Source organism: Bacillus coreaensis (genome assembly GCF_050586445.1).
GTDB lineage: Bacteria > Bacillota > Bacilli > Bacillales > Cytobacillaceae > Robertmurraya_A > Robertmurraya_A coreaensis.
Map to the genome: position 1 here is coordinate 1 of NZ_JBOCCY010000024.1, position 19,770 is coordinate 19,770.

A 19,770-nucleotide genomic window follows, 5' to 3' on the forward strand; every position below is an offset into this window, starting at 1 on the left:
ATCAAGGGTCCATTCGGACAGGAGCCAGAGCAGAAAGCGTAACCAGAGTCCGAATGAAGGGTGGATTTAGACAGATCAGAGCCCGAAAACAAGCATTGAGTCCAAATAAACAGCTCATTCGGATAGGATCCACTCAAAAAGCTAAAAATGAGTCCAAATAGCGTAGACCTCAGAGCTTATCGGTTTAAATCTATTATTCACTCTAGCTTCCCCATATACTAGCAATGCTATCTCAGCTCCTAACTAGAGATCTGCTTTGTTTTCAAATGCTCCCCCATTTTCACTTTCTATGTTAGATTACCTTACAAAAATATACATTTCCAATTTTTATTTTGTTATGATTCATAAATACACTGAATTATATGAAAATTGAGGAGGGGGCACGGATGGAAGCAATCCATGACATTCTACAGAAGATATCAACTTCTAATGAGGGGGTTCTTGCAACGATCATCCGAGTGGAGGGCTCCGCCTATAGAAAAGAAGGAACATCGATGTTGTTCCAAAAAAATGGAACAAGGACTGGCATCCTCAGTGCAGGCTGTCTAGAAACCGATCTTGAGTATCGAGTCAAAGAATGCTTTGGCACAAGTGAGCCCCAAACCATTGTTTATCATATGCAAGAGGAAGATGATCTTTCATGGGGGCAAGGGGCAGGCTGCAATGGAATCATTACAGTCTTACTCGAACCGATTGACGATCAGCTTCTAGAACATTTGATTATTTTAAAAAATCATCTAGCACTAGGCAATAGAGTGACGATGATCAAACAACTAGATGAACATTTATCCGCATCCTCTTGCCTGTTTATTACTGATGATGGAACGATTTTTGGGAGCTGGACGGGGAGTAATGTTTTATCAGCTAAAAGCCTTTTAAAGAATTATCATTTAATGACCCCAAAAAGTGGAACACTGTATTCCTCCGAGTTAGCTTCAAATCTATATATTCATACCTTTGAACCCAAACCTCGGCTCATGATTTTCGGAGCGGGAGAAGATGTCATTCCATTAGTCGATTTAGCTTCTAAAACCGGATTTTCGGTAATTGTATCTGATTGGCGTCCGGCATTATGCCATCAAGGAGCTTTTCCGAAGGCAGACCAACTGATTGTGGGATTTCCTCAGGAAAGCTTTGAAAAATTAACTTTCCAGCCTACAGATTCAGCTATCGTCGTTTCCCATAATTTTCAGAGAGACAAAGAATATTTACAGTATTTGCTTACCAAAGAGATCAGGTATTTAGGCGTACTTGGTTCGAAAAACAGGACACAGCGTTTGCTAGAAGGAAATATCATTCCATCCCATGTAAAAAGTCCAATTGGTTTATCTATTGGAGCAGAGGGACCAGAGGAAATTGCGGTTAGTATTGTCGCTGAGTTAATTCAACAACGGAAAAAAAGTAAAGAGGGAATACACTATGAAGAATGGAATCATCGCCATATATCTTGCTGCGGGTAAGAGTAGCAGGATGGGGGAAAACAAGCTTTCTCTTCCACTCTCTACTTGTACCATCGGAAGCTCCGCCCTACGTACAGCATTATCTTCCTCCCTGGAACATGTCCTTGTTGTTTCAAAAAAAGCAGACTCCCTCGAATGGGTTGATCCCTCTCTCTTTGATTCTCCTTATTCTAGACAATGGTCTCATGTGGTTTGCGATGACGCTGAGAAAGGGCAGGCGCATACATTGCAACGGGGATTATATGCAGCAATGAGGCGTGTGAATCCAAAAGGAATCATGGTTCTTCTAGCCGATCAGCCTTTTTTGTCGAAGGCTACCATAGATAAGGTAATCACAACTTATATTAGTGCTGACAAGCAAGATTTCGTCGCTGCTTGTTACGAAGGAATCGCTAGACCACCTGTCATCTTTTCACCACGAGTCCTCCCTAAGTTGATGAAGCTACAGGGAGATGTAGGGGCACGAAAGATTTTTAAGGAATTAGAAGGAATGTTTGTAGAGTTCTCAGAAGCTCGCGACTTCTATGATATTGATACAAAGAAAGATTATGAAAGGGTAATTGGTGGTGAATGGAGATGATTAGACAAGGAACGACCTCACTAATTGATACGGAATTATGGATGCCTACCTCACTCGTGGAGGCTTGGGATCTAATGGAAAAGTTAGGGGAAACCGCTTCGTTTATTGCAGGCGGAACTTTAATGCAAACTCATTGGGCGAAAGGGCTTGATGCTCCTTCCCATTTAATTAGTTTAGATGGTATTAAAGAGATGAAAGGCTGGGGGAAGGAACTTGTTAATGGTCAATCATATACTCGTTTAGACGCAGGTATTACCTTGGACTTCTGTCGTCAAAACAATGAACTTTTCCATCCTCTTCTTGTGGAGGCTGCTAGAAATATTGCGGCACCTGCTGTCCGAAACAGAGCAACGATAGGTGGTAACATCGCTAATGGATTTGGCGATATGATTCCTGCTTTACTAGCCATGGATGCTGTCCTTGCCGTGTATGACGGAAACTCAGTTCAAAATCAACCGTTATATGATTATATAAAAAATAACAATCACTCGCTTATTATCTCTGTCCATGTGCCAGACGATCAAACGAAGCGTTTTTTTTATAAGAAGCTTTGTCATCGTGAAGCATTTACACCGAGTATTGTGACGGTGGCAGGAACCTTCCATCTGCATGAAAAAAGGAAGATATCAGCCGTTCGATTGGCTGTAAGCGGGAGTACTACTCATCCTCAGCGATTATATGAATCTGAGCAACTATTAGAAAGTGCTTCACTTACGAACGATCAATTACAGAAGGTCTTCCAAACTATTGAAGAAGAATATACTCCTTCTACAGATTCTTATTCAACTGCCACTTATAAAAAATCAGTAGCCGCCAATTGGATAGTTTCAGAGATTGCAAGGGGTTAGCTAGATAAAGGAGGGGGCTCAAGGTGATAGAAACTAAGAAAAAGAAGATACGTCCTGACGGTCCTGGAAAAGTAACTGGTGCACTAAAATATTTAACTGACTTATCGTTTCCAGGTATGTTATACGGAAAAATATTAAGAAGTACTGAACCTCATGCAGAAATACACTCTATTTCCGTGGTCCAGGCAAAGCAGCTTCCTGGGGTAAGAGCAATTGTCACTTATGAGGACGTTCCAGGGTTAAACGGGTTTGGACTCATTTTTCCTGACCAGCCTGTGCTTTGTGAGGATCGAGTGCGCTATGTTGGGGATGCGATCGCAGCTGTGGCAGCAGACACAATAGAAATTGCAGATGAAGCGTTGCAGCTTATAAAGGTGGAATATAAGAAGCTCGCGGTCATTGTTGAACCTGAAGAAGCTCTTCATCCTGAGGCACCCAAGCTTCATCCTGATGGAAATCTACTCCACCGTGCCTATTATTCAAAGGGAGATGTGGAGGAAGGATTCCAGTCATGCTCCCATATTGTAGAGGAAACGTATGAACTTCCAAGACAAATGCATGCTTATATGGAAACAGAAGGTGGAGTGATTGTCCCTGAAGTTGACGGGAAATTAACGGTCTATGTTGGTACGCAGCATGGGTTCAAAGATCGTTATCAGCTATCAAGAATTTTAAATATGAATGAGTCTGATATTCGGATTGTTTCGAGTCCAATGGGGGGATCGTTTGGGGGGAAAGATGAATTAAACATTCAGCCATATGGAGCACTACTCGCACTTGCAACAAATTGTCCTGTTAAAATTCACCAAACGAGAAGAGAATCGGTTCGCGCTGGGCTAAAGCGACATCCGATGAAAATAACGATGAAAACCGGTGTGGATGATTCGGGAAAAATCCTCTCACATAAGGTAAAGATTTTAACGGATACAGGAGCTTATGCCACACTAGGTCCTGCCGTTTTGGATTTTGCTGTTGAGCATGCTCCAGGTCCATACGTCATTCCGAACATTGAAATAGAGGGCTTGTCCGTTTTTACGAATAACGGTGTGGCAGGTGAATTTAGAGGATTTGGTGGGAATCAGGTAACGTTTGCACTTGAAGGCCAAATCGACCGTTTGGCTGAAAAATTAAACATGGATCCTATTGTATTTCGCGAGAAAAACTTGAGACAAGTGAATAGTCCAGGACCGTTAGGACAAAAAATTGCTCCAACTAGTGGCGCTAGAGATGTGTTAGAGGAAATCAAGGGAAAGGTGGTTGAAAAAACAAACGAAAGTCATTTATCAGATCAGTGGAAGGTAACAGGAACTGGAGTGGCCATATCCATTCACGGCGGAGGATTAGGTGTTGGTCGAATTGATCCGGCAGGTGGACGACTATCTTTTACTAAAGAGGGGAAAATAGAAGCTGCTTTTGGCTTCGAAGAGTGTGGGCAAGGCTTGTTAGCTGTGATTGAGACCTTAGTTATGGAAGAATTTAAGTGCAAGGAAGATGATATTCGTATTGTTGTCGGAGATACAGATGCTGTACCCATATCGGGATCGTCCACAGCCTCTCGTGCAACGAGCATGGTGTGGAATTCCATTCAAAGAATGAAGGAAACATTTCGAGACGAGATTTTGGAGAGGGCATCGAATGTAACCGGTATACCAGTTACTGAACTGAATATGGGACCAAATGGAATTTGGCTCACTGATGGCAATCTATGTGTCTCGTATGCCGAATTAGCCGAAAAAACTCTCAATGAACCACTTTTAAAAGTAGAAACTTCCTTTAATTTTCCTGTAAGTCCTGATGCGGTTGTTGACGGAAGTCATTTTTTATATGCGTTCTCTTCTGTGTTAGCAAGGGTGGAGGTAGACCTGTTAACAGGAAAGGTAAAGGTGCTTGATTTAGATCAAGCGATTGCTGCAGGTCCTGTTGTTAGCTTGCTAGGTTATCAGGGACAAATTGAAGGAGGAGGGATTATGGCGCTAGGCTACAGTTTGATGGAAGAAGCAAAGATGGAAAATGGAGCGTACGTTAATGATAATTTTGATACGTATCTAATCCCTACCATCCAAGATGTGCCGTTCGTCATGAATGTGGAAGCAATCGAGAAGCTTCAAGAGGGGGATATATATGGACCGCGTGGAGTGGGAGAGATTGGTACCATTGCCGTTGCTCCAGCGATTGTGAAGGCGATCCATGATGCAACGGGGTGTTGGGTCAATAAGTTACCTGTATCAAGGGAGTTTTTACTAGAGCAATTGTCTGTTAGAGGGGAGAAGCGATGGATATGAAAGAACAAACAGAAATCATGACTCCTCCCAAAATGGAGCTCTCTTTAACCATTAATGGAACCCATGTTATATTACAGGTTCCCCCCACGAAAAGGCTTGTCACCATTTTGAGGGAAGAACTAAGCCTCACTGGTACGAAAATTTCGTGTGAAGTGGGCCGTTGCGGAGCTTGTGCGGTTCAAATGAACAATCAGTTAGTTAATTCATGCCTAGTGATGGCTTATCAGGCCAATGACGCTTCTATTGTTACGATTGAAGGATTAGCAGGAGAGGAACTGGATCCTATTCAACGTGCATTTTTAGAAGAGGGTGGTTTTCAATGTGGTTATTGCACACCGGGAATGGTGATGGCGGTAAATGCCTTGTTAGCTACAAACCCTTCTCCATCAGACGAGCAAATCCAGGAAGCCCTATCTGGGAACCTTTGTCGATGTACGGGATATGGTGGAATAATACGAGCTGTCCAAAAGGCGATTGCAAGTAATAATCAAGAAATTTGAGGGTCCTTTCATAGGGCTCTTTTTTATATACAAATCTTTAAGTATATTTTACAATTCTCCAAAGTCTCGTTTAAAACACTTTTTTATACTAGATGGATAGTATGAAAGGTGTTTTTTATTTTATTTAGACTCAAGTTTGTCCGTATGTAAAAAACGAGCAAAGGTGGCTAAATATGAAAATCTTACTAACAACAGAGTGCTATGCGCCTGTTATAAATGGGGTAGTCACGTCTGTTATGACTTTGGAAAAAGAACTAAGGGGACTTGGACATGAGGTGAAAATTCTTACGTTGTCTATGACCAAACGGTCGTATAAGAAGAACCATGTTACTTATATTAGCTCACTTGGAGCGGGTAAGTTGTACCCTGGAGCAAGGTTTGCTTGGCGCACAGATACGGAATATCTTGACGAGTTGGTTGACTGGCAGCCGGATATTATACATTCTCACTGTGAATTCAGTACCTTTTTAATGGCACGACAACTAGCAAGGAAACTGGGGATTCCGATTGTGCATACATATCATACGGTTTATGAGGACTATACGCATTATTTTTCTCCTAACAAAAAGTGGGGCAGAGCCATGGTTGCACTTTTTACAAGAAAAGTATTAAAAAACACTCAGTGTGTGATCGCGCCTACGGGAAAAGTTCGCTCTATTCTCCTTGAATATGGAGTGACTCGACCTATTCAGGTGGTTCCTACAGGAATTAATTTATCTAGAATAACCAGACCCATTGACGACCAAGAGAAGCAAACTCTTCGAATGAAAATGGGTATTCCTAAACATCATCAGGTACTTTTATCAGTTGGCCGTTTAGCAAAGGAAAAGAACCTCGAGGAGATTCTATTGTTTCTATCAAAAATAGAGCAAAAGGATGTGACCTTACTGATTGTTGGAGATGGGCCAAATCGGGAGAACCTGGAGCAATACGCAAAAACTTTAGGAATTCATAATCATGTGATCTTTGTGGGAATGATCTCCCCCTCAGAAATTTCTGCTTATTACCAATTGGGGGATGTATTTGTTAGTGCTTCGAATAGTGAAACACAAGGATTAACTTATGTTGAGGCATTAGCAAATGGAGTGCCTGCCCTTTGCAGGAAGGATAGTTGTTTAGATGATGTGATTATTGATGGGGTAAATGGGTGGCAATACTTGAACTTTGGAGAGTTTGATGAAAAGCTTCGCCTGATGCTGAGTCAGGAAGAGGTGTATCGTCGATTAAGTCTTCACGCAAGAACGAAAGCCGCATGTGACTACTCTTCAGAATCGTTTGCCGTGAAGGCTGAACAAATTTATCACCAGGAAATTATTAATTATCGGAGAACGATACTAAAATCCAGAGGTGGCGGTCTTCATAGAGTGGATGAAGGACGTTAGCCCAGGCAATATGGGAGGAAACGGTCTTCATAAAGTGGATGAAGGTCATTAGCTCAGGCAATATGGGAGGAAACGGTCTTCATAAAGTGGATGAAGGTCATTAGCTCAGGTAATATGGGAGGAAACGGTCTTCATAAAGTGGATGAAGGTCGTTAGCTCAGGCAATATGGGAGGAAACGGTCTTCATGAAGTGGATGAAGGTCATTAGGTCAGGCAATATGGGAGGAAATGGTCTTCATGAAGTGGATGAAGGACGTTAGCCCAGGCAATATGGGAGGAAACGGTCTTCATAAAGTGGATGAAGGTCATTAGCTCAGGCAATATGGGAGGAAACGGTCTTCATAAAGTGGATGAAGGTCATTAGGTCAGGCAATATGGGAGGAAACGGTCTTCATGAAGTGGATGAAGGCCGTTAGCCCAGGCAATATGGGAGGAAACGGTCTTCATAAAGTGGATGAAGGTCGTTAGCTCAGGCAATATGGGAGGAAACGGTCTTCATGAAGTGGATGAAGGTCATTAGCTCAGGCAATATGGGAGGAAACGGTCTTCATGAAGTGGATGAAGGTCGTTAGCCCAGATAATTTAGAAGAAACGACCTTCATAAGGACGCTAGCCCAAAATAACATGATGATAATTGGTGAATTTATATTAAAATGTAAGTAAATGACAAAGGGGTGAAGTTAATGGGAAAAGTAGTAGGTTTTGAATTAAATAGTCAGGACCCAAAAAAGGCGACTAGTTTTTACTCTGCAGTTTTTGGTTGGGAGATTACAGAGCCACATTGGGATTATCAAACAGTAACTACTACGAAGGATCAGGAATCGGGAATCAACGGTGGAATTGCAAAGGGACCGCACGACTATCCTCACGGTATTCGCTTGCAAATAGAGGTGGATTCGATTGAGGAAGCAATCACTAAAGCAACTGCAAATGGTGCATTAGTGGTTAGGGACAAGATGGAGTTCGCAGAGTTTTATCTTGCTTACATAGTGGATCCGGTAGGTCTCGGATTAGGATTAATTGAGAGAAAGTAACATGAACAAGCACCAGAAAATTCTGGTGCTTGCTTGTTAATAAGATACTCCGGTACGCTTATGAGATTTTTCAAATTCTGTTGGATTTGGATCAAAGTACTCTGCTGTGTACTGTGCGACGAAAGCATCGTCTTTAATATAACCTGCTCCCCATGTTGGATCCATGGTCAGCCAATTTCCATCGACTTTTGCTTCTACCCAAGCATGCTTTTGCGGCCAAAATCCTCCAAAGGCATTTCCTTCAATTAATCGTGCTTCTACATTGCTTGCTCGTAGTAAGGCAATGGTTAGGTAAGCGTAGTCCTGACAAATCCCCTTCCGTAGCTCAAGTGTTTTTAAGGCACTATCATCCCAGTTATAGTTTTTCGTTTCGTATTTTTCAACATCGTAGGAGATATTGCTTGCCACATATTTAAAAATGGCTTCTCCTTTTTCCCTGTCGGTGGTTAAACCGTTTGTTAACTGCCCAGCTAACTCTTTAATTTCTGGTGCATCGGACTCAACCCCACGTGATGGTAGCAGATCACGTTTATCTTCAGAGGTTGACTCTACTTCAAATTTGGCAAATCCAAAATATCGAAATCGATCACTATTCTCTTCCTTGATTTCAGGGACGCTAAGCATGACTTCATACGTTCCAGGTCCAAATCGTAAGTAGAAGGAATCATCAAACGAGAAATTCTCTACAGGAATTACGTCTAGCGCTTCGTCTTCGCCTTTTTTCGTTGTCACATAAATATGTGTGGTTTCGGGTCCAAATGAAGCCTTCGGGTCAATCGTACCTTTAATCGTAAAAAGGCCATCCGATTCGACTCCGCCAAAATGTGGATACTGGAGTGTGACTCCTCGTTCTAGATAAGTACTTGAAAAATCGATTGGTAGCATGGTTCGGTCAGATTCATTATTAATGAGAATCTTTGTTGCTGGTTGATAATATTTTTCTCGCTCTTCATCAGGGACTAGAACTTCGAGTTCATGCACACCTTTTCCATATAAAAGGGGGACATCAAAGGAAAATTGTCCATCCACAATCGGCAATACATGAGTCCAGGAATCGGAGTCTTTGGTTAGTTTAATCATGATGGTGTCGTTATCGGATAATGTTCCTGCATCTCCACTTATTGCAAAAATTTCTTTATCCGTCACATATCCGTGATCAAGATTTAGTAGTATTTCTGCTTCTTGACCAAAAGGAGAATACGTCACATCACGTTCAATGTCTGGGTTCACGTTATGAACATAAATGATGCAGTTTCATAATAATAGTCTTCACGATCTAAGCTAGGAACCTGCACTTTTACTTCATACTGGCCTTCTCCATTAAAAAGGGAAATCTCTTGCTTAAACTTCCCTTCACTAATCGGTGCGTAATATTCCTGCTCCATTCCAGCTGGTCCCTCTTCGTTAGCTCGAACCTTGATCCAAACATAGTCAAACTTGGTCTCTGAAAACTTCTCGATCGCACCTTCTACCATCACTTTTTGATTGACGGCGAATTCTTTATAAGTGGGTTTTTTTAATGTGACTCCTGCTTCCTCGCTATAAGAAGTTAGCTCAATGGGCTGAAGATCGAGTTCTTTGTTCTTTTCTTTTACAAGCTTATCGTATGTGTTTTCTTCTTTTTGAGCTTCCTTAGAATGACTTGCCTCAGAGTTGCTGCATCCGGAAATAAAAAGAATAATGCTTAGTAAACTGATGATAATACATATGAAAGGTGTTTTCTTTTTCATATATCCTTCTTTATAACGACCGTTTACAAAGGTATTTACGTTATCATGGTGGATTTGGTTTCTGGGTCTTCCTCCTTATTTATTGATTGTGATAGTATTCACAAAAAGTTCAATATTCCTATCACCCAAACAACGTTCGGTAAAGTATATTAATAATATGTTAATAGTGCTAATCGCAAGGAGGACTATCAATGAAGAAAATCTTTTTCTTTACAACACTAATCGGAGCTATTTTAACCCCTTATTTTGCACAAGCCCATGTGAAGTGGTTCACAAATATAGCGCCACAAAAAGAAACCATTGAAAATATATTATCGCCGTTTTTTATATCTTTAGCACTACTTGCTGCGGTTGTTTTAGGGGTACTCACCTTACTTATTCCAAGATTTGCTGAATGGAAGCAAATTAAAGTTTGGGATGACAAATTATCAAGTCTCAGAAAATATTCAAGACATCTGCTGAAATACGGGACTGCCATCGCGCTTATTTTACAAATTATCAACGGAACTTTATTTGCACCAGAACTACAAGTAAGTCAGATGGTATCCATTATTGCTTGGATTAGTGTTGGATTCTTATTGATTCCACATCATATAGCAACAAAGGTCGGTTCAGCTATTCTTTTAGGATTATTTGTTTATATTACTGCCGAACATGGTATTTTCTACATGCTTGATTACAGCTTTTATATCGCCATTATTGGAGTTTTACTTGTAGGAAAAACAAAACTAGAAAATGTAGGATTTCCATTTTTATATTTAGGAACAGGGTTATCTCTATGCTGGGTGGCCGTTGAAAAATGGGTGTATCCAAGCATGGCAATGGATATTATTGCGATCCATCATGTTCCAACATTTGGTTTTGCGCCAGCGACTTTCCTTGTGATGGCTGCATTTATTGAATTTGTCGTAGGTTATTTACTTGTGGTAGGTATTTTAAATAGAGTGTTAGGTCTTGTTGTTACGGTTATCTTTATTATGACGACCATGTTGTTTGGTTTTACAGAAATTATCGGTCACTTTATGATTCATATTGTTTTAATCATCTTTATCATTGAAGGTGTATCTTTCTATAATCCACCGATCAAATGGCATAAAACAAAACTGGATCAATTTATCTTTGTATTTTTAAATTTCTTGTTTGTACTAGCAACGATTGTATTAGTTTACTACCGTTTTGGATAAAAATATGGATCTTTGAAAGCTACCGTGTTTTCGGTAGCTTTTTTTTCTATGTTATATAATCTGACATGTTCCTTGAACCACTGCTTTCCCACGTCTATACTTCAGAGTATAAAAGCATACGGGTTCTCGTTAGAATAATTGAGGACGAAAATGGCTCTCTAGGGTTCCGGTTGGAAAACGTCTGGTCCGAGAGAGAGCGTACAGTACATCTGTAGACACGGAGGGACAAAAGCCCGGGAGAATTTTTTTGTAAAATTCTCCTGGGCTTTTGTTTTTTTATAACACGAAATCCAAAAAAGAAGGTGTTAGAGAATGAACAAAGGAACAGGATTAGTAAAATCACTTAAGCTACATCAAGTTGTATTTATGGGACTTGCTTGGATGACACCGATGATTTTCTTTACCGTATACGGTGTTGCTTATGAAGCATCGAGTGGGATGATGGCGGCTGCCTATGTAACAGCCTTCATTGCAATCTTTTTCACTGCTTATAGTTACAGTTTAATGGTTAAGGCTTACCCGGTCTCAGGTTCTGCCTATACGTATACGAAGAGGGCCGTTCACCCAATGGCAGGATTTCTTGTTGGTTGGGCTCTTCTTTTGGATTATATTTTCTCTCCTATTATTGCTATCCTTACGTTTGGCATCTTCATGCATACAGAATTTCCTTCTATACCGGTTTTTGTTTGGATTATCATTATGAATATCATCCTTGCTATCGTTAATATCGTTGGCATCAAATCGGCAGCTCGCGTGAGTGGACTATCGGTCCTTGTTCAAATCGGATTTATTCTCATTTTTTGTATTCTCGTCGCAAAGGATCTTTTAGCAGGTGGAACAGGTGCAAGCTCATTATTCTCTTTAACACCTTTCTTCGGTGAACATATTGCCTTAAGTGCCGTATTTTCTGGTGCAGCACTCATCTGTTTTTGCTTCCTCGGTTTTGACGCAGTGACAACGATGGCAGAAGAAACGATCGATGCAAAAAAGACGATACCAAAAGCCATCTTTCTCATTGTGATCATAGCGGTAACGATGTACACAGCGATTTCTTATTTGACTCAACTTGCGTATCCAGACTTTACTTTTTCCAATCCTGATAATGCAGCTTATAATCTCGTTCAATTAGTTGGTGGCAATTTATTCAGTTCTCTTTTTATTATGGTTCTTATGATCGCAACCTTTACACAGGGTGTTTCCTCCGTAACAAGTGTGAGCCGATTTTTATATGCACTTGGTAAGGAATCGATTCTTCCAGGAAAAATATTTACAAGCATTCATCCTAAGTACAAAACACCCTTTGCCAATATCATGTTGGTAGCCATTATTTCATTATCTGCGGTGTTTATTAGTCTAGATACGGCTGTCATGTTTGTAAGCTTCGGTGCTTTAACCGCATTTATATTTGTCAATTTATCAGTCATTGCTCATTATTATGTGAAAATGAAAAAACGCTCACTAAAAGACACTTGTTTTTATCTTATTTTTCCACTTGTCGGGGCAAGTTTTATCGGTTGGCTGTTAACCTTGCTTGATAAGCATACATTAACAGCCGGAGTCATCTGGGTTGCTGTAGGATTTACGTATCTCTTCTTGAAGACTGAATGGAGCAAAGCTAAGGAACGTAAAATGGCTTTGGATTTCCATCAAACAGCGATTAAGAAAAACATTGTTAGATAGTCTGACACTTTCATTGTTATCTGTCTTTTCTGACAGTTATACTAATTACAACAACATACAGGTTTCCACATCCTGTTGGAAACGAAAAAGCTTTCTAGGGTTCCGGTTATTAACGTCAGGTCCGAGAGAGAGCGTACAGCAATCGCTGTATACACGGAAGGATAAAAGCCTGGGAGATGAATGATCTCCTAGTCTTTTATCCTTTTTTATTTTAAAGGAGGCTAAATGATGAGTAAGCTACTTACGAAAATAATTCCTGCTGGTGGAAAATGGTCAACAAAAATTAGAAGTGGAAAACAACTAACTTTTAAAGCTCTTGGAGACGGAGCCAATCTTTCTCTCCTTTTATATAACGCAGATGACACATCGGAGCGCTACAATATGCCGGATACATTAAAGGCTCAGCATACCGCTCACTTAACGACTGGAAACGTCTTGATGAGTGACAATGGAAGAGTACTAGCTAGTATGATTGATGATTCTCTTGGCTGGCATGACACGATATCAGGCTATGCGACACGCCTTATGATCGACGAACGATATGGGAAGACCACATATCAAGAACAAAGAAATGATTGGTATCGAAGTGGGGAAGAAAACTTTGCGGTTGAATTGTTCCGAAATGGATTAACGAACAGAGATCTGATCCCTGTTGTAAATTTATTCTCAAAAGTATTTTGCAAGGAAGATGGTTCACTCCATTTTGCTCGAAGTCATTCCAAAAAGGGTGACACCATTACACTGAGAGCCGAGATGGACGTTCTTATTATTTTATCAAACACGCCAAACCCGCTTGACCCAAGTTCCAACTATCCTTCTGTTCCTGTCGAGATAACGATCACCGATGCAGCTCCTGTAGAGGAGAACGATATTTGTGTGAACTATCGTCCGGAAAACCGTCGTGCATTTGAGAACACATGGGACTATTGTTTATTAACAAAAGGAGGAACAAACTAATGGCCACTTTACAATATAAGATTAGTGAAAGACAGATAGATGAAGCAATTGATAACTACATCGTTCCTGCTGGAGAAGGGTGGACCAAAATTCTTGAACCAGGACAGGTGTTAAGAATAGTGGATATAGAGGGAAACCAGGCAGCAGACACACTATTCTACGATGCTGATCATCCAACCGACCATTATAGTGCAATAAATACGATTCAACGCCAGGGCAATGTGTATTTAACGACGGGTTCAGTTCTAGTTTCCGAGTCAGGGAGAGAACTGGTTGAGATTGTTGCCGATACATGTGGACGCCACGATACGCTTGGTGGTGCTTGTTCCGCGCAAAGTAACACCGTTCGCTATGCTCATGACACGCTTCCGATGCACAACTGTCGAGATACATTTATGCTTCAACTATCAAAGTATGGAAGCCAATTTAACAAACGAGATCTAGCACCAAACGTCAACTTCTTTATGAATGTTCCTGTGACTCCAGAAGGTGGATTAACGTTTGAAGATGGTGTGTCCGCCCCAGGATATTATGTAGAAATGAAAGCAGTCAGTCGGACACTTGTCCTTATTAGCAACTGTCCACAATTAAATAATCCTTGTAACGCTTATAATCCAACTCCTATTCAACTACTAATCTGGGATAAATAACATAGAGAGGAGCTCCAACCATGTTCAAGAAAGTACTAATTGCCAACCGTGGAGCGATTGCGGTTCGAATTGAAAGAACTCTAAAAAAATTAAACATTGCATCTGTTGCAGTTTATACAAAAGCAGACCAAGATAGCCTTCATGTCGATCACGCGGATGAAGCAGTATTAATTGGTGAAGGTGCTGCAAAAGATAGTTATCTTAACGCAGAGCTCATTTTAAAAACGGCACTGAAAACAGGAGCGGAAGCCATTCATCCAGGATATGGGTTCCTTAGTGAAAATGCTGATTTCGCCCGTGCATGTCAAGCACATGGAATCACCTTTATTGGTCCTACTCCTGAGCAAATGGAGCTGTTTGGTTTAAAGCATTCAGCACGTGAAATAGCTATGAGAGCAGGAGTTCCACTTTTACCGGGAACATCCTTAATAACCCAAGTAGAAACCGCCGTTGCTGAAGCAGAACGAATTGGATATCCTGTTATGCTTAAAAGTACAGCGGGAGGTGGAGGAATTGGAATGCGTGTTTGTGCAGATGAGTCTGCCCTAACAGATGCCTTTGATTCGGTCTGTCGCCTAGCTGAAACGAATTTTAACAACGGAGGAGTCTTTTTAGAAAAATATATTCAAAAAGCACGCCATGTGGAAGTTCAAATCTTCGGAAATGAGTACGGTGAAGTGGTCGCATTAGGAGAACGTGATTGCTCCGTTCAGCGTCGTAATCAAAAGGTGGTAGAAGAAAGTCCAGCTCCATGCTTATCTTCAGCTGTACGTGAGGAAATGCTAGCTGCTTCTAAACGATTAGCCGAAGAAGTGGGCTATAGAAGTGCAGGAACGGTGGAATATTTGTATGACCCAGAAGCGGAAAAGTTTTACTTTCTAGAAGTGAATACCAGACTTCAGGTAGAACACGGTGTGACCGAAGAAGTGTTAGGTCTTGATTTAGTCGAGTGGATGGTTCGTGAAGCGGCTGGTGAGCTTCGTGATCTAAATACTTTGTATACCCCTCCGAAAGGGCATAGTATTCAAGCTCGGATTTATGCGGAAGACTGTCTGAATGATTTTCGTCCGAGCGGTGGCCTGTTGGATCAAGTTCGATTTTCAAAGGATGCCCGGATTGAAACGTGGGTAAGAGATGGCTTAACGGTTACCTCTTTGTATGACCCTATGCTTGCCAAAATTATTGTTCATGCAGACACTCGTGAACAAGCCATTAATCAACTAAGTCAAGCATTACAAGATACAAGACTATATGGTGTCACAACCAACTTACAATATGTGCAGTCCCTGTTAGAGGAAGAAGAATGTCGCTCTGGACATGTGCATACTCAAATGTTAAAGGAATTTTCGCCAGCGGAATGTGCTATTGAAGTACTGGATGGTGGGATCCAAACGACTGTTCAAGATTGGCCAGGACGAGTGGGGCACTGGGATGTGGGAGTTCCTCCTTGTGGACCGATGGATCCTTTCTCCTTCCGAATCGGAAATCAGTTGCTAGGGAATGATTCTCATGCTGCTGGGTTAGAGCTAACGTTACGAGGGGGCTCTTACCGTTTCCGTGGAGATATCGTTTTTTGCTTATCCGGCTCCGATATGAAAGCTACATTGGATGATATTCCTGTTCCGACCTATAAAGTGGTCACTGCCAAGCGCGGCCAAATTCTTTCATTTGGTGAAGCTACACAAGGAATGCGAACTTATTTACTAGTTGCAGGTGGGTTCGATATGGCCCTCTATTTAGGAAGTGCTTCAACCTTTACGCTTGGAGGGTTTGGCGGACATGGTGGGCGTGCGCTTCGCACAGGAGATGTGTTGAGAGTTCATCCTTGTGCTACACCTTCAAATAAAGAGCTTAGCATTACTCAACAACCTGTATTAACAAAAGAATGGACAATTGGCGTCATTCCAGGTCCACACTGTACAGAAGAGTTTTTATTACCAGAGTATTTGACACAGTTGACAGAAACAAGCTGGGAAGTCCATTTTAATAGCTCACGTACAGGTGTCCGTTTAATTGGGCCGGCTCCACTTTGGGCTAGAGAAGACGGAGGAGAGGCAGGGTTACATCCTTCTAATATTCACGACAACGCATATGCGATAGGTACATTAGATTTAACCGGGGATATGCCGATCTTACTTGGTCCTGATGGTCCGAGTCTTGGCGGGTTTGTTTGTCCAGTGACAACAGCATCAGCCGAATTTTGGAAACTCGGCCAGCTTCACGCAGGTGATCGTGTCTGCTTTCAGCTTTTAACGCTAGAAGAGGCGGAACAACTAAGAAAATCACAAGAACTATTTTTGAAAAATATAGGAGATCACTCAGTTCCTACATTGCCAGAAGAAACGAAGCTCTTATCACCAAGTTATCCGATACTTGTTCAAAATGATGAAAGTCATTTTCCAATGACGATTCGTGCAGCGGGAGATGAGCATATCCTCATCGAGTATGGAGAAATGGAGCTAGATCTCTTGCTCCGTTTTCAAATACATGCATTGATGGATGCTATTCAAGCTCGTAAGGATATTCCGGTATTAGATTTAACACCAGGAATTCGTTCCTTACAAGTTCATTTTGATGCATCTCAAATATCGACCTTTACTATTTGTGCATTAATGGAAGGGATCAATCGAGAGTTACCGCCTCTAGAGGAGATTGAAGTTCCGTCCCGTGTAGTTCGACTTCCACTTTCATGGGATGATCCAGCCACTCAACTTGCCATTGATCGTTATCAAAAAAATGTCCGTCCTGATGCTCCTTGGTGTCCAAGTAACTTAGAATTCATCCGACGAGTCAATGGTTTACCTCAAATAGAAGATGTGAAGAAGACGGTCTTTGATGCGAGCTATTTAGTCCTAGGTCTTGGGGATGTTTACTTGGGTGCACCTGTTGCAACTCCAATCGATCCAAGACATCGATTAGTAACAACAAAGTATAATCCGGCTCGAACATGGACACCGGAAAATGCCGTTGGAATTGGTGGCGCCTATATGTGTATTTATGGAATGGAGGGTCCAGGCGGATACCAGTTTGTTGGACGTACCGTTCAAGTTTGGAATCGAGTTCGCGAAACAAAGAGCTTTACAGAGAAGAAGCCATGGTTACTTCGTTTCTTTGACCAAATTCAATTTTATCCAGTCAGTACAGAAGAGCTTACAGTCATGAGAGAAGATTTCCTTAGAGGCCGTTTTGAAGTAGAAATTACCGAGACAACCTTTAACCTTGGAGAGTACCTAGCGTTTTTAGATTCGATTAAAGAGAGTGCAGAAGGGTTCCGAAAAACGCAGGAGGCAGCATTTAAGGCAGAGCGTGAGAGTTGGAAAGAGCTTGGTCTTGCTGAGTATATTTCGGAACAATCGGTGTCTGAAACGGTTGAAGAAGAATTGCCACAAGGAGTAGAAGCGGTCCGTTGTACGATGCCAGGGAGCGTGTGGAAAGTGCTTGTTTCTTCTGGAGATGTTGTAAAGAAAGGCGACGTATTAATGATTGAGGAAAGTATGAAGATGGAATTTCCTCAACATGCACCGTTTGATGGCGTGATTCAATCTGTCCACGTATCGCCAGGTGATGAAGTTCATGCGGGACAACTGTTTGTCTCCATTACAAAAGAAAAGCGGGGGATATCTAATGAAAACGATGAACACGCCAAAGCTACTATCCATTCATAATTTAAGAGAAAAATATAAGTCTAACGAATTAACACCAGAAAAGCTGATTCAAGAGATTATCCAACGAAGTGAAGCTGACAAAGAGATGAATATTTGGATCACTCCACCATCAATGGAATTCATCCAGCCTTACTTAGATAATTTGAAAAAAATGGACCCAGAGAAAGCTCCTCTCTGGGGAATCCCCTTTGCGATTAAAGATAATATTGATCTAGCAGGTGTACCAACAACAGCGGGTTGTGCTGAGTTCGCTTATACTCCTGTAGAACATGCGACAGTAGTTAAACGGTTCATCGACGCTGGAGCCATCCCGGTTGGAAAAGCAAATCTGGATCAATTTGCTACCGGACTTGTCGGAACCAGAAGTCCTTATGGTGAAACAAAAAACGCTCTGAAATCTGAATTGATTAGTGGAGGATCAAGCTCAGGTTCAGCTGTATCAGTTGCGAGAGGTCAAGTAGCCTTTGCTCTTGGAACAGATACAGCAGGATCTGGCCGTGTACCAGCTGCGCTTAATCGATTGCTAGGCTTTAAGCCAAGTCTCGGTGCATGGCCAACAAAGGGGGTAGTTCCAGCCTGTGCGAGTCTAGACTGTGTCACGGTATTTGCTCATACTTTATCTGATGTTGAAATCGTTGACGAGATCGCAAGAGGCTTTGATAAAGAAGATCCATGGTCGAGGGAGCTTGCAAGTAAGCCAAATGCTTTACCGGAAAAAATCTACATGGTCCAACAGCCGCACCGCTTCTTTGGTCCATATGCAGCTGAATATCAAAAAGCATGGGAAATGGCAATTTTACAATTGGAACAGCTAAATATTCCAATTGAATACATTGATGGAGACTATTTATCCGAAGCAGCCAGCGTTTTATATGATGGTCCGTGGGTGGCAGAACGCTGGGCTGACCTAGGGAATTTCATTACCGAGAATAGTGGAGTAGCTTTTTCTGTAACGGAGACTGTTTTGCGTTCGGGGGCGAAGCCGGAATATGATGCTGCATCTGTTTTTAAAGCGATGCACAAACTTCAGATGTTTAAACAGAGGGCTCACCAACAGTTTAAAGATGGTGTTCTCGTGATGCCTACCTCTGGTGGAACCTGGACTAGAGAGGAAGTACGAAGAAACCCAATTGAAACCAATAGTGCGATGGGATTGTACACCAATCATTGCAATCTATTAGATCTTAGTGCGATTAATATTCCGACAGAGGATGCTGCTAAAAATCTACCTTTTGGCATTACCCTATTTTCCAATCATCAAAATGAACATATCATACGGGGACTGGCGGATTTATTTCTTCATGGAAATCGCACTGAAGGTAACCAAACTACAACATTAGTAGCCGTTTGTGGTTTGCATATGAGAGGTTTTCCACTGGAAAAGCAAATGACCCTGCATCGTGCAACCTTTGTAAGAGAAGCTAAAACGGCTCCATTCTACAAACTTGTAAAACTTGATACGCTACCGGCAAAGCCAGGGCTTATTCGAACGAATGACGCTGGAGCTTCTATAGAAATAGAGCTTTGGGAGATGCCTATTTCGGAATTCGGCAAGTTTGCCCTGTTGATTCCTGCTCCACTTGCAATGGGAAAGGTGCAGCTTGAGGATGGAACTGATGTACCTGGATTTGTTTGTGAAACGAGTGGCGAGAGAAATGGAAAAGATATCACTCACTTTGGTGGGTGGAGATATTTACCGAAATAAAAAGAATTTGAACCCTTTGCATAAAAGTGCAAGGGGTTTTTTTGTGGTAGAAAAGATTAGCAGTTATTAATTTATTCCACAAGCTTTTATAAACATATCCCTATTTCTACCGA

15 protein-coding genes and 2 riboswitches are annotated in these 19,770 nt (G+C 41.5%); of the genes, 13 read left to right on the forward strand and 2 right to left on the reverse strand.

Features of this window, described 5'->3' with window-relative positions:
- Positions 1-386: 386 nt before the first annotated feature.
- The 7 genes from ACQ5H4_RS21985 (at position 387) to ACQ5H4_RS22015 (ending at position 8,086) form a co-directional block, all read left to right on the forward strand.
- On the forward strand, positions 387-1,460 hold the full coding sequence (locus ACQ5H4_RS21985) for an XdhC family protein (protein ID WP_430777024.1): 1,074 nt from the start codon (positions 387-389) through the stop codon (positions 1,458-1,460).
- The gene (locus ACQ5H4_RS21990; RefSeq protein WP_430777025.1) at positions 1,420-2,040 is read left to right on the forward strand and encodes an NTP transferase domain-containing protein; all 621 of its coding nucleotides are present in this window, start codon (positions 1,420-1,422) and stop codon (positions 2,038-2,040) included. Before ACQ5H4_RS21985 ends, ACQ5H4_RS21990 begins: the two co-directional genes overlap by 41 nt.
- A complete protein-coding gene (locus ACQ5H4_RS21995) occupies positions 2,037-2,888 on the forward strand; it encodes an FAD binding domain-containing protein (RefSeq protein ID WP_430777026.1) in 852 nt (283 codons plus the stop codon). Before ACQ5H4_RS21990 ends, ACQ5H4_RS21995 begins: the two co-directional genes overlap by 4 nt.
- 23 nt (positions 2,889-2,911) lie before the next feature.
- The gene (gene pucD / locus ACQ5H4_RS22000) at positions 2,912-5,170 is read left to right on the forward strand and encodes a xanthine dehydrogenase subunit D (protein ID WP_430777027.1); all 2,259 of its coding nucleotides are present in this window, start codon (positions 2,912-2,914) and stop codon (positions 5,168-5,170) included.
- Positions 5,161-5,670: a (2Fe-2S)-binding protein gene (locus tag ACQ5H4_RS22005; protein ID WP_430777028.1), complete on the forward strand. Its 510-nt coding sequence runs from the start codon at positions 5,161-5,163 to the stop codon at positions 5,668-5,670. Before pucD ends, ACQ5H4_RS22005 begins: the two co-directional genes overlap by 10 nt.
- A 173-nt stretch (positions 5,671-5,843) precedes the next feature.
- On the forward strand, positions 5,844-7,052 hold the full coding sequence (locus tag ACQ5H4_RS22010) for a glycosyltransferase family 4 protein (RefSeq protein ID WP_430777029.1): 1,209 nt from the start codon (positions 5,844-5,846) through the stop codon (positions 7,050-7,052).
- A 683-nt stretch (positions 7,053-7,735) separates the two neighbouring features.
- Positions 7,736-8,086 carry a VOC family protein gene (locus ACQ5H4_RS22015; RefSeq protein ID WP_430777030.1) on the forward strand — a complete coding sequence of 117 codons (351 nt, stop codon included), beginning with the start codon at positions 7,736-7,738 and terminating at the stop codon, positions 8,084-8,086.
- A 36-nt stretch (positions 8,087-8,122) separates the two neighbouring features.
- On the opposite strand, the gene ACQ5H4_RS22020 is transcribed toward ACQ5H4_RS22015, so the two are convergent.
- Complete coding sequence (locus ACQ5H4_RS22020) at positions 8,123-9,316, reverse strand: transglutaminase domain-containing protein (protein WP_430777031.1); 1,194 nt, start codon at positions 9,314-9,316, stop codon at positions 8,123-8,125.
- The gene (locus ACQ5H4_RS22025; protein WP_430777032.1) at positions 9,313-9,816 is read right to left on the reverse strand and encodes a hypothetical protein; all 504 of its coding nucleotides are present in this window, start codon (positions 9,814-9,816) and stop codon (positions 9,313-9,315) included. Before ACQ5H4_RS22025 ends, ACQ5H4_RS22020 begins: the two co-directional genes overlap by 4 nt.
- A gap of 191 nt (positions 9,817-10,007) precedes the next feature.
- Between ACQ5H4_RS22025 and ACQ5H4_RS22030 the strand changes: the two genes are divergently transcribed.
- The 6 genes from ACQ5H4_RS22030 to atzF all read left to right on the forward strand — a co-directional run bounded on the left by ACQ5H4_RS22030 (position 10,008) and on the right by atzF (position 19,657).
- Positions 10,008-11,000: a hypothetical protein gene (locus tag ACQ5H4_RS22030; RefSeq protein WP_430777033.1), complete on the forward strand. Its 993-nt coding sequence runs from the start codon at positions 10,008-10,010 to the stop codon at positions 10,998-11,000.
- A 147-nt stretch (positions 11,001-11,147) separates the two neighbouring features.
- A riboswitch (guanidine-I (ykkC/yxkD leader) is annotated at positions 11,148-11,242 on the forward strand.
- Between the two features lie 70 nt (positions 11,243-11,312).
- Positions 11,313-12,680, forward strand: a complete 1,368-nt coding sequence (locus ACQ5H4_RS22035) for an APC family permease (protein WP_430777034.1) — start codon at positions 11,313-11,315, stop codon at positions 12,678-12,680.
- 83 nt (positions 12,681-12,763) lie between these two features.
- Positions 12,764-12,858, forward strand: a riboswitch (guanidine-I (ykkC/yxkD leader).
- Positions 12,859-12,908: 50 nt separating this feature from the next.
- Entirely contained in the window at positions 12,909-13,637 is a 729-nt protein-coding gene (locus tag ACQ5H4_RS22040; RefSeq protein WP_430777035.1) for an urea amidolyase associated protein UAAP1, read from the forward strand.
- Positions 13,637-14,287 (forward strand): urea amidolyase associated protein UAAP2, encoded by a 651-nt coding sequence (locus ACQ5H4_RS22045; protein WP_430777036.1) that lies wholly within the window; start codon positions 13,637-13,639, stop codon positions 14,285-14,287. Before ACQ5H4_RS22040 ends, ACQ5H4_RS22045 begins: the two co-directional genes overlap by 1 nt.
- Before the next feature lie 20 nt (positions 14,288-14,307).
- The gene (gene uca, locus ACQ5H4_RS22050) at positions 14,308-17,952 is read left to right on the forward strand and encodes an urea carboxylase (RefSeq protein WP_430777037.1); all 3,645 of its coding nucleotides are present in this window, start codon (positions 14,308-14,310) and stop codon (positions 17,950-17,952) included.
- Entirely contained in the window at positions 17,912-19,657 is a 1,746-nt protein-coding gene (gene atzF, locus ACQ5H4_RS22055; protein ID WP_430777038.1) for an allophanate hydrolase, read from the forward strand. Before uca ends, atzF begins: the two co-directional genes overlap by 41 nt.
- Positions 19,658-19,770 lie beyond the last annotated feature (113 nt).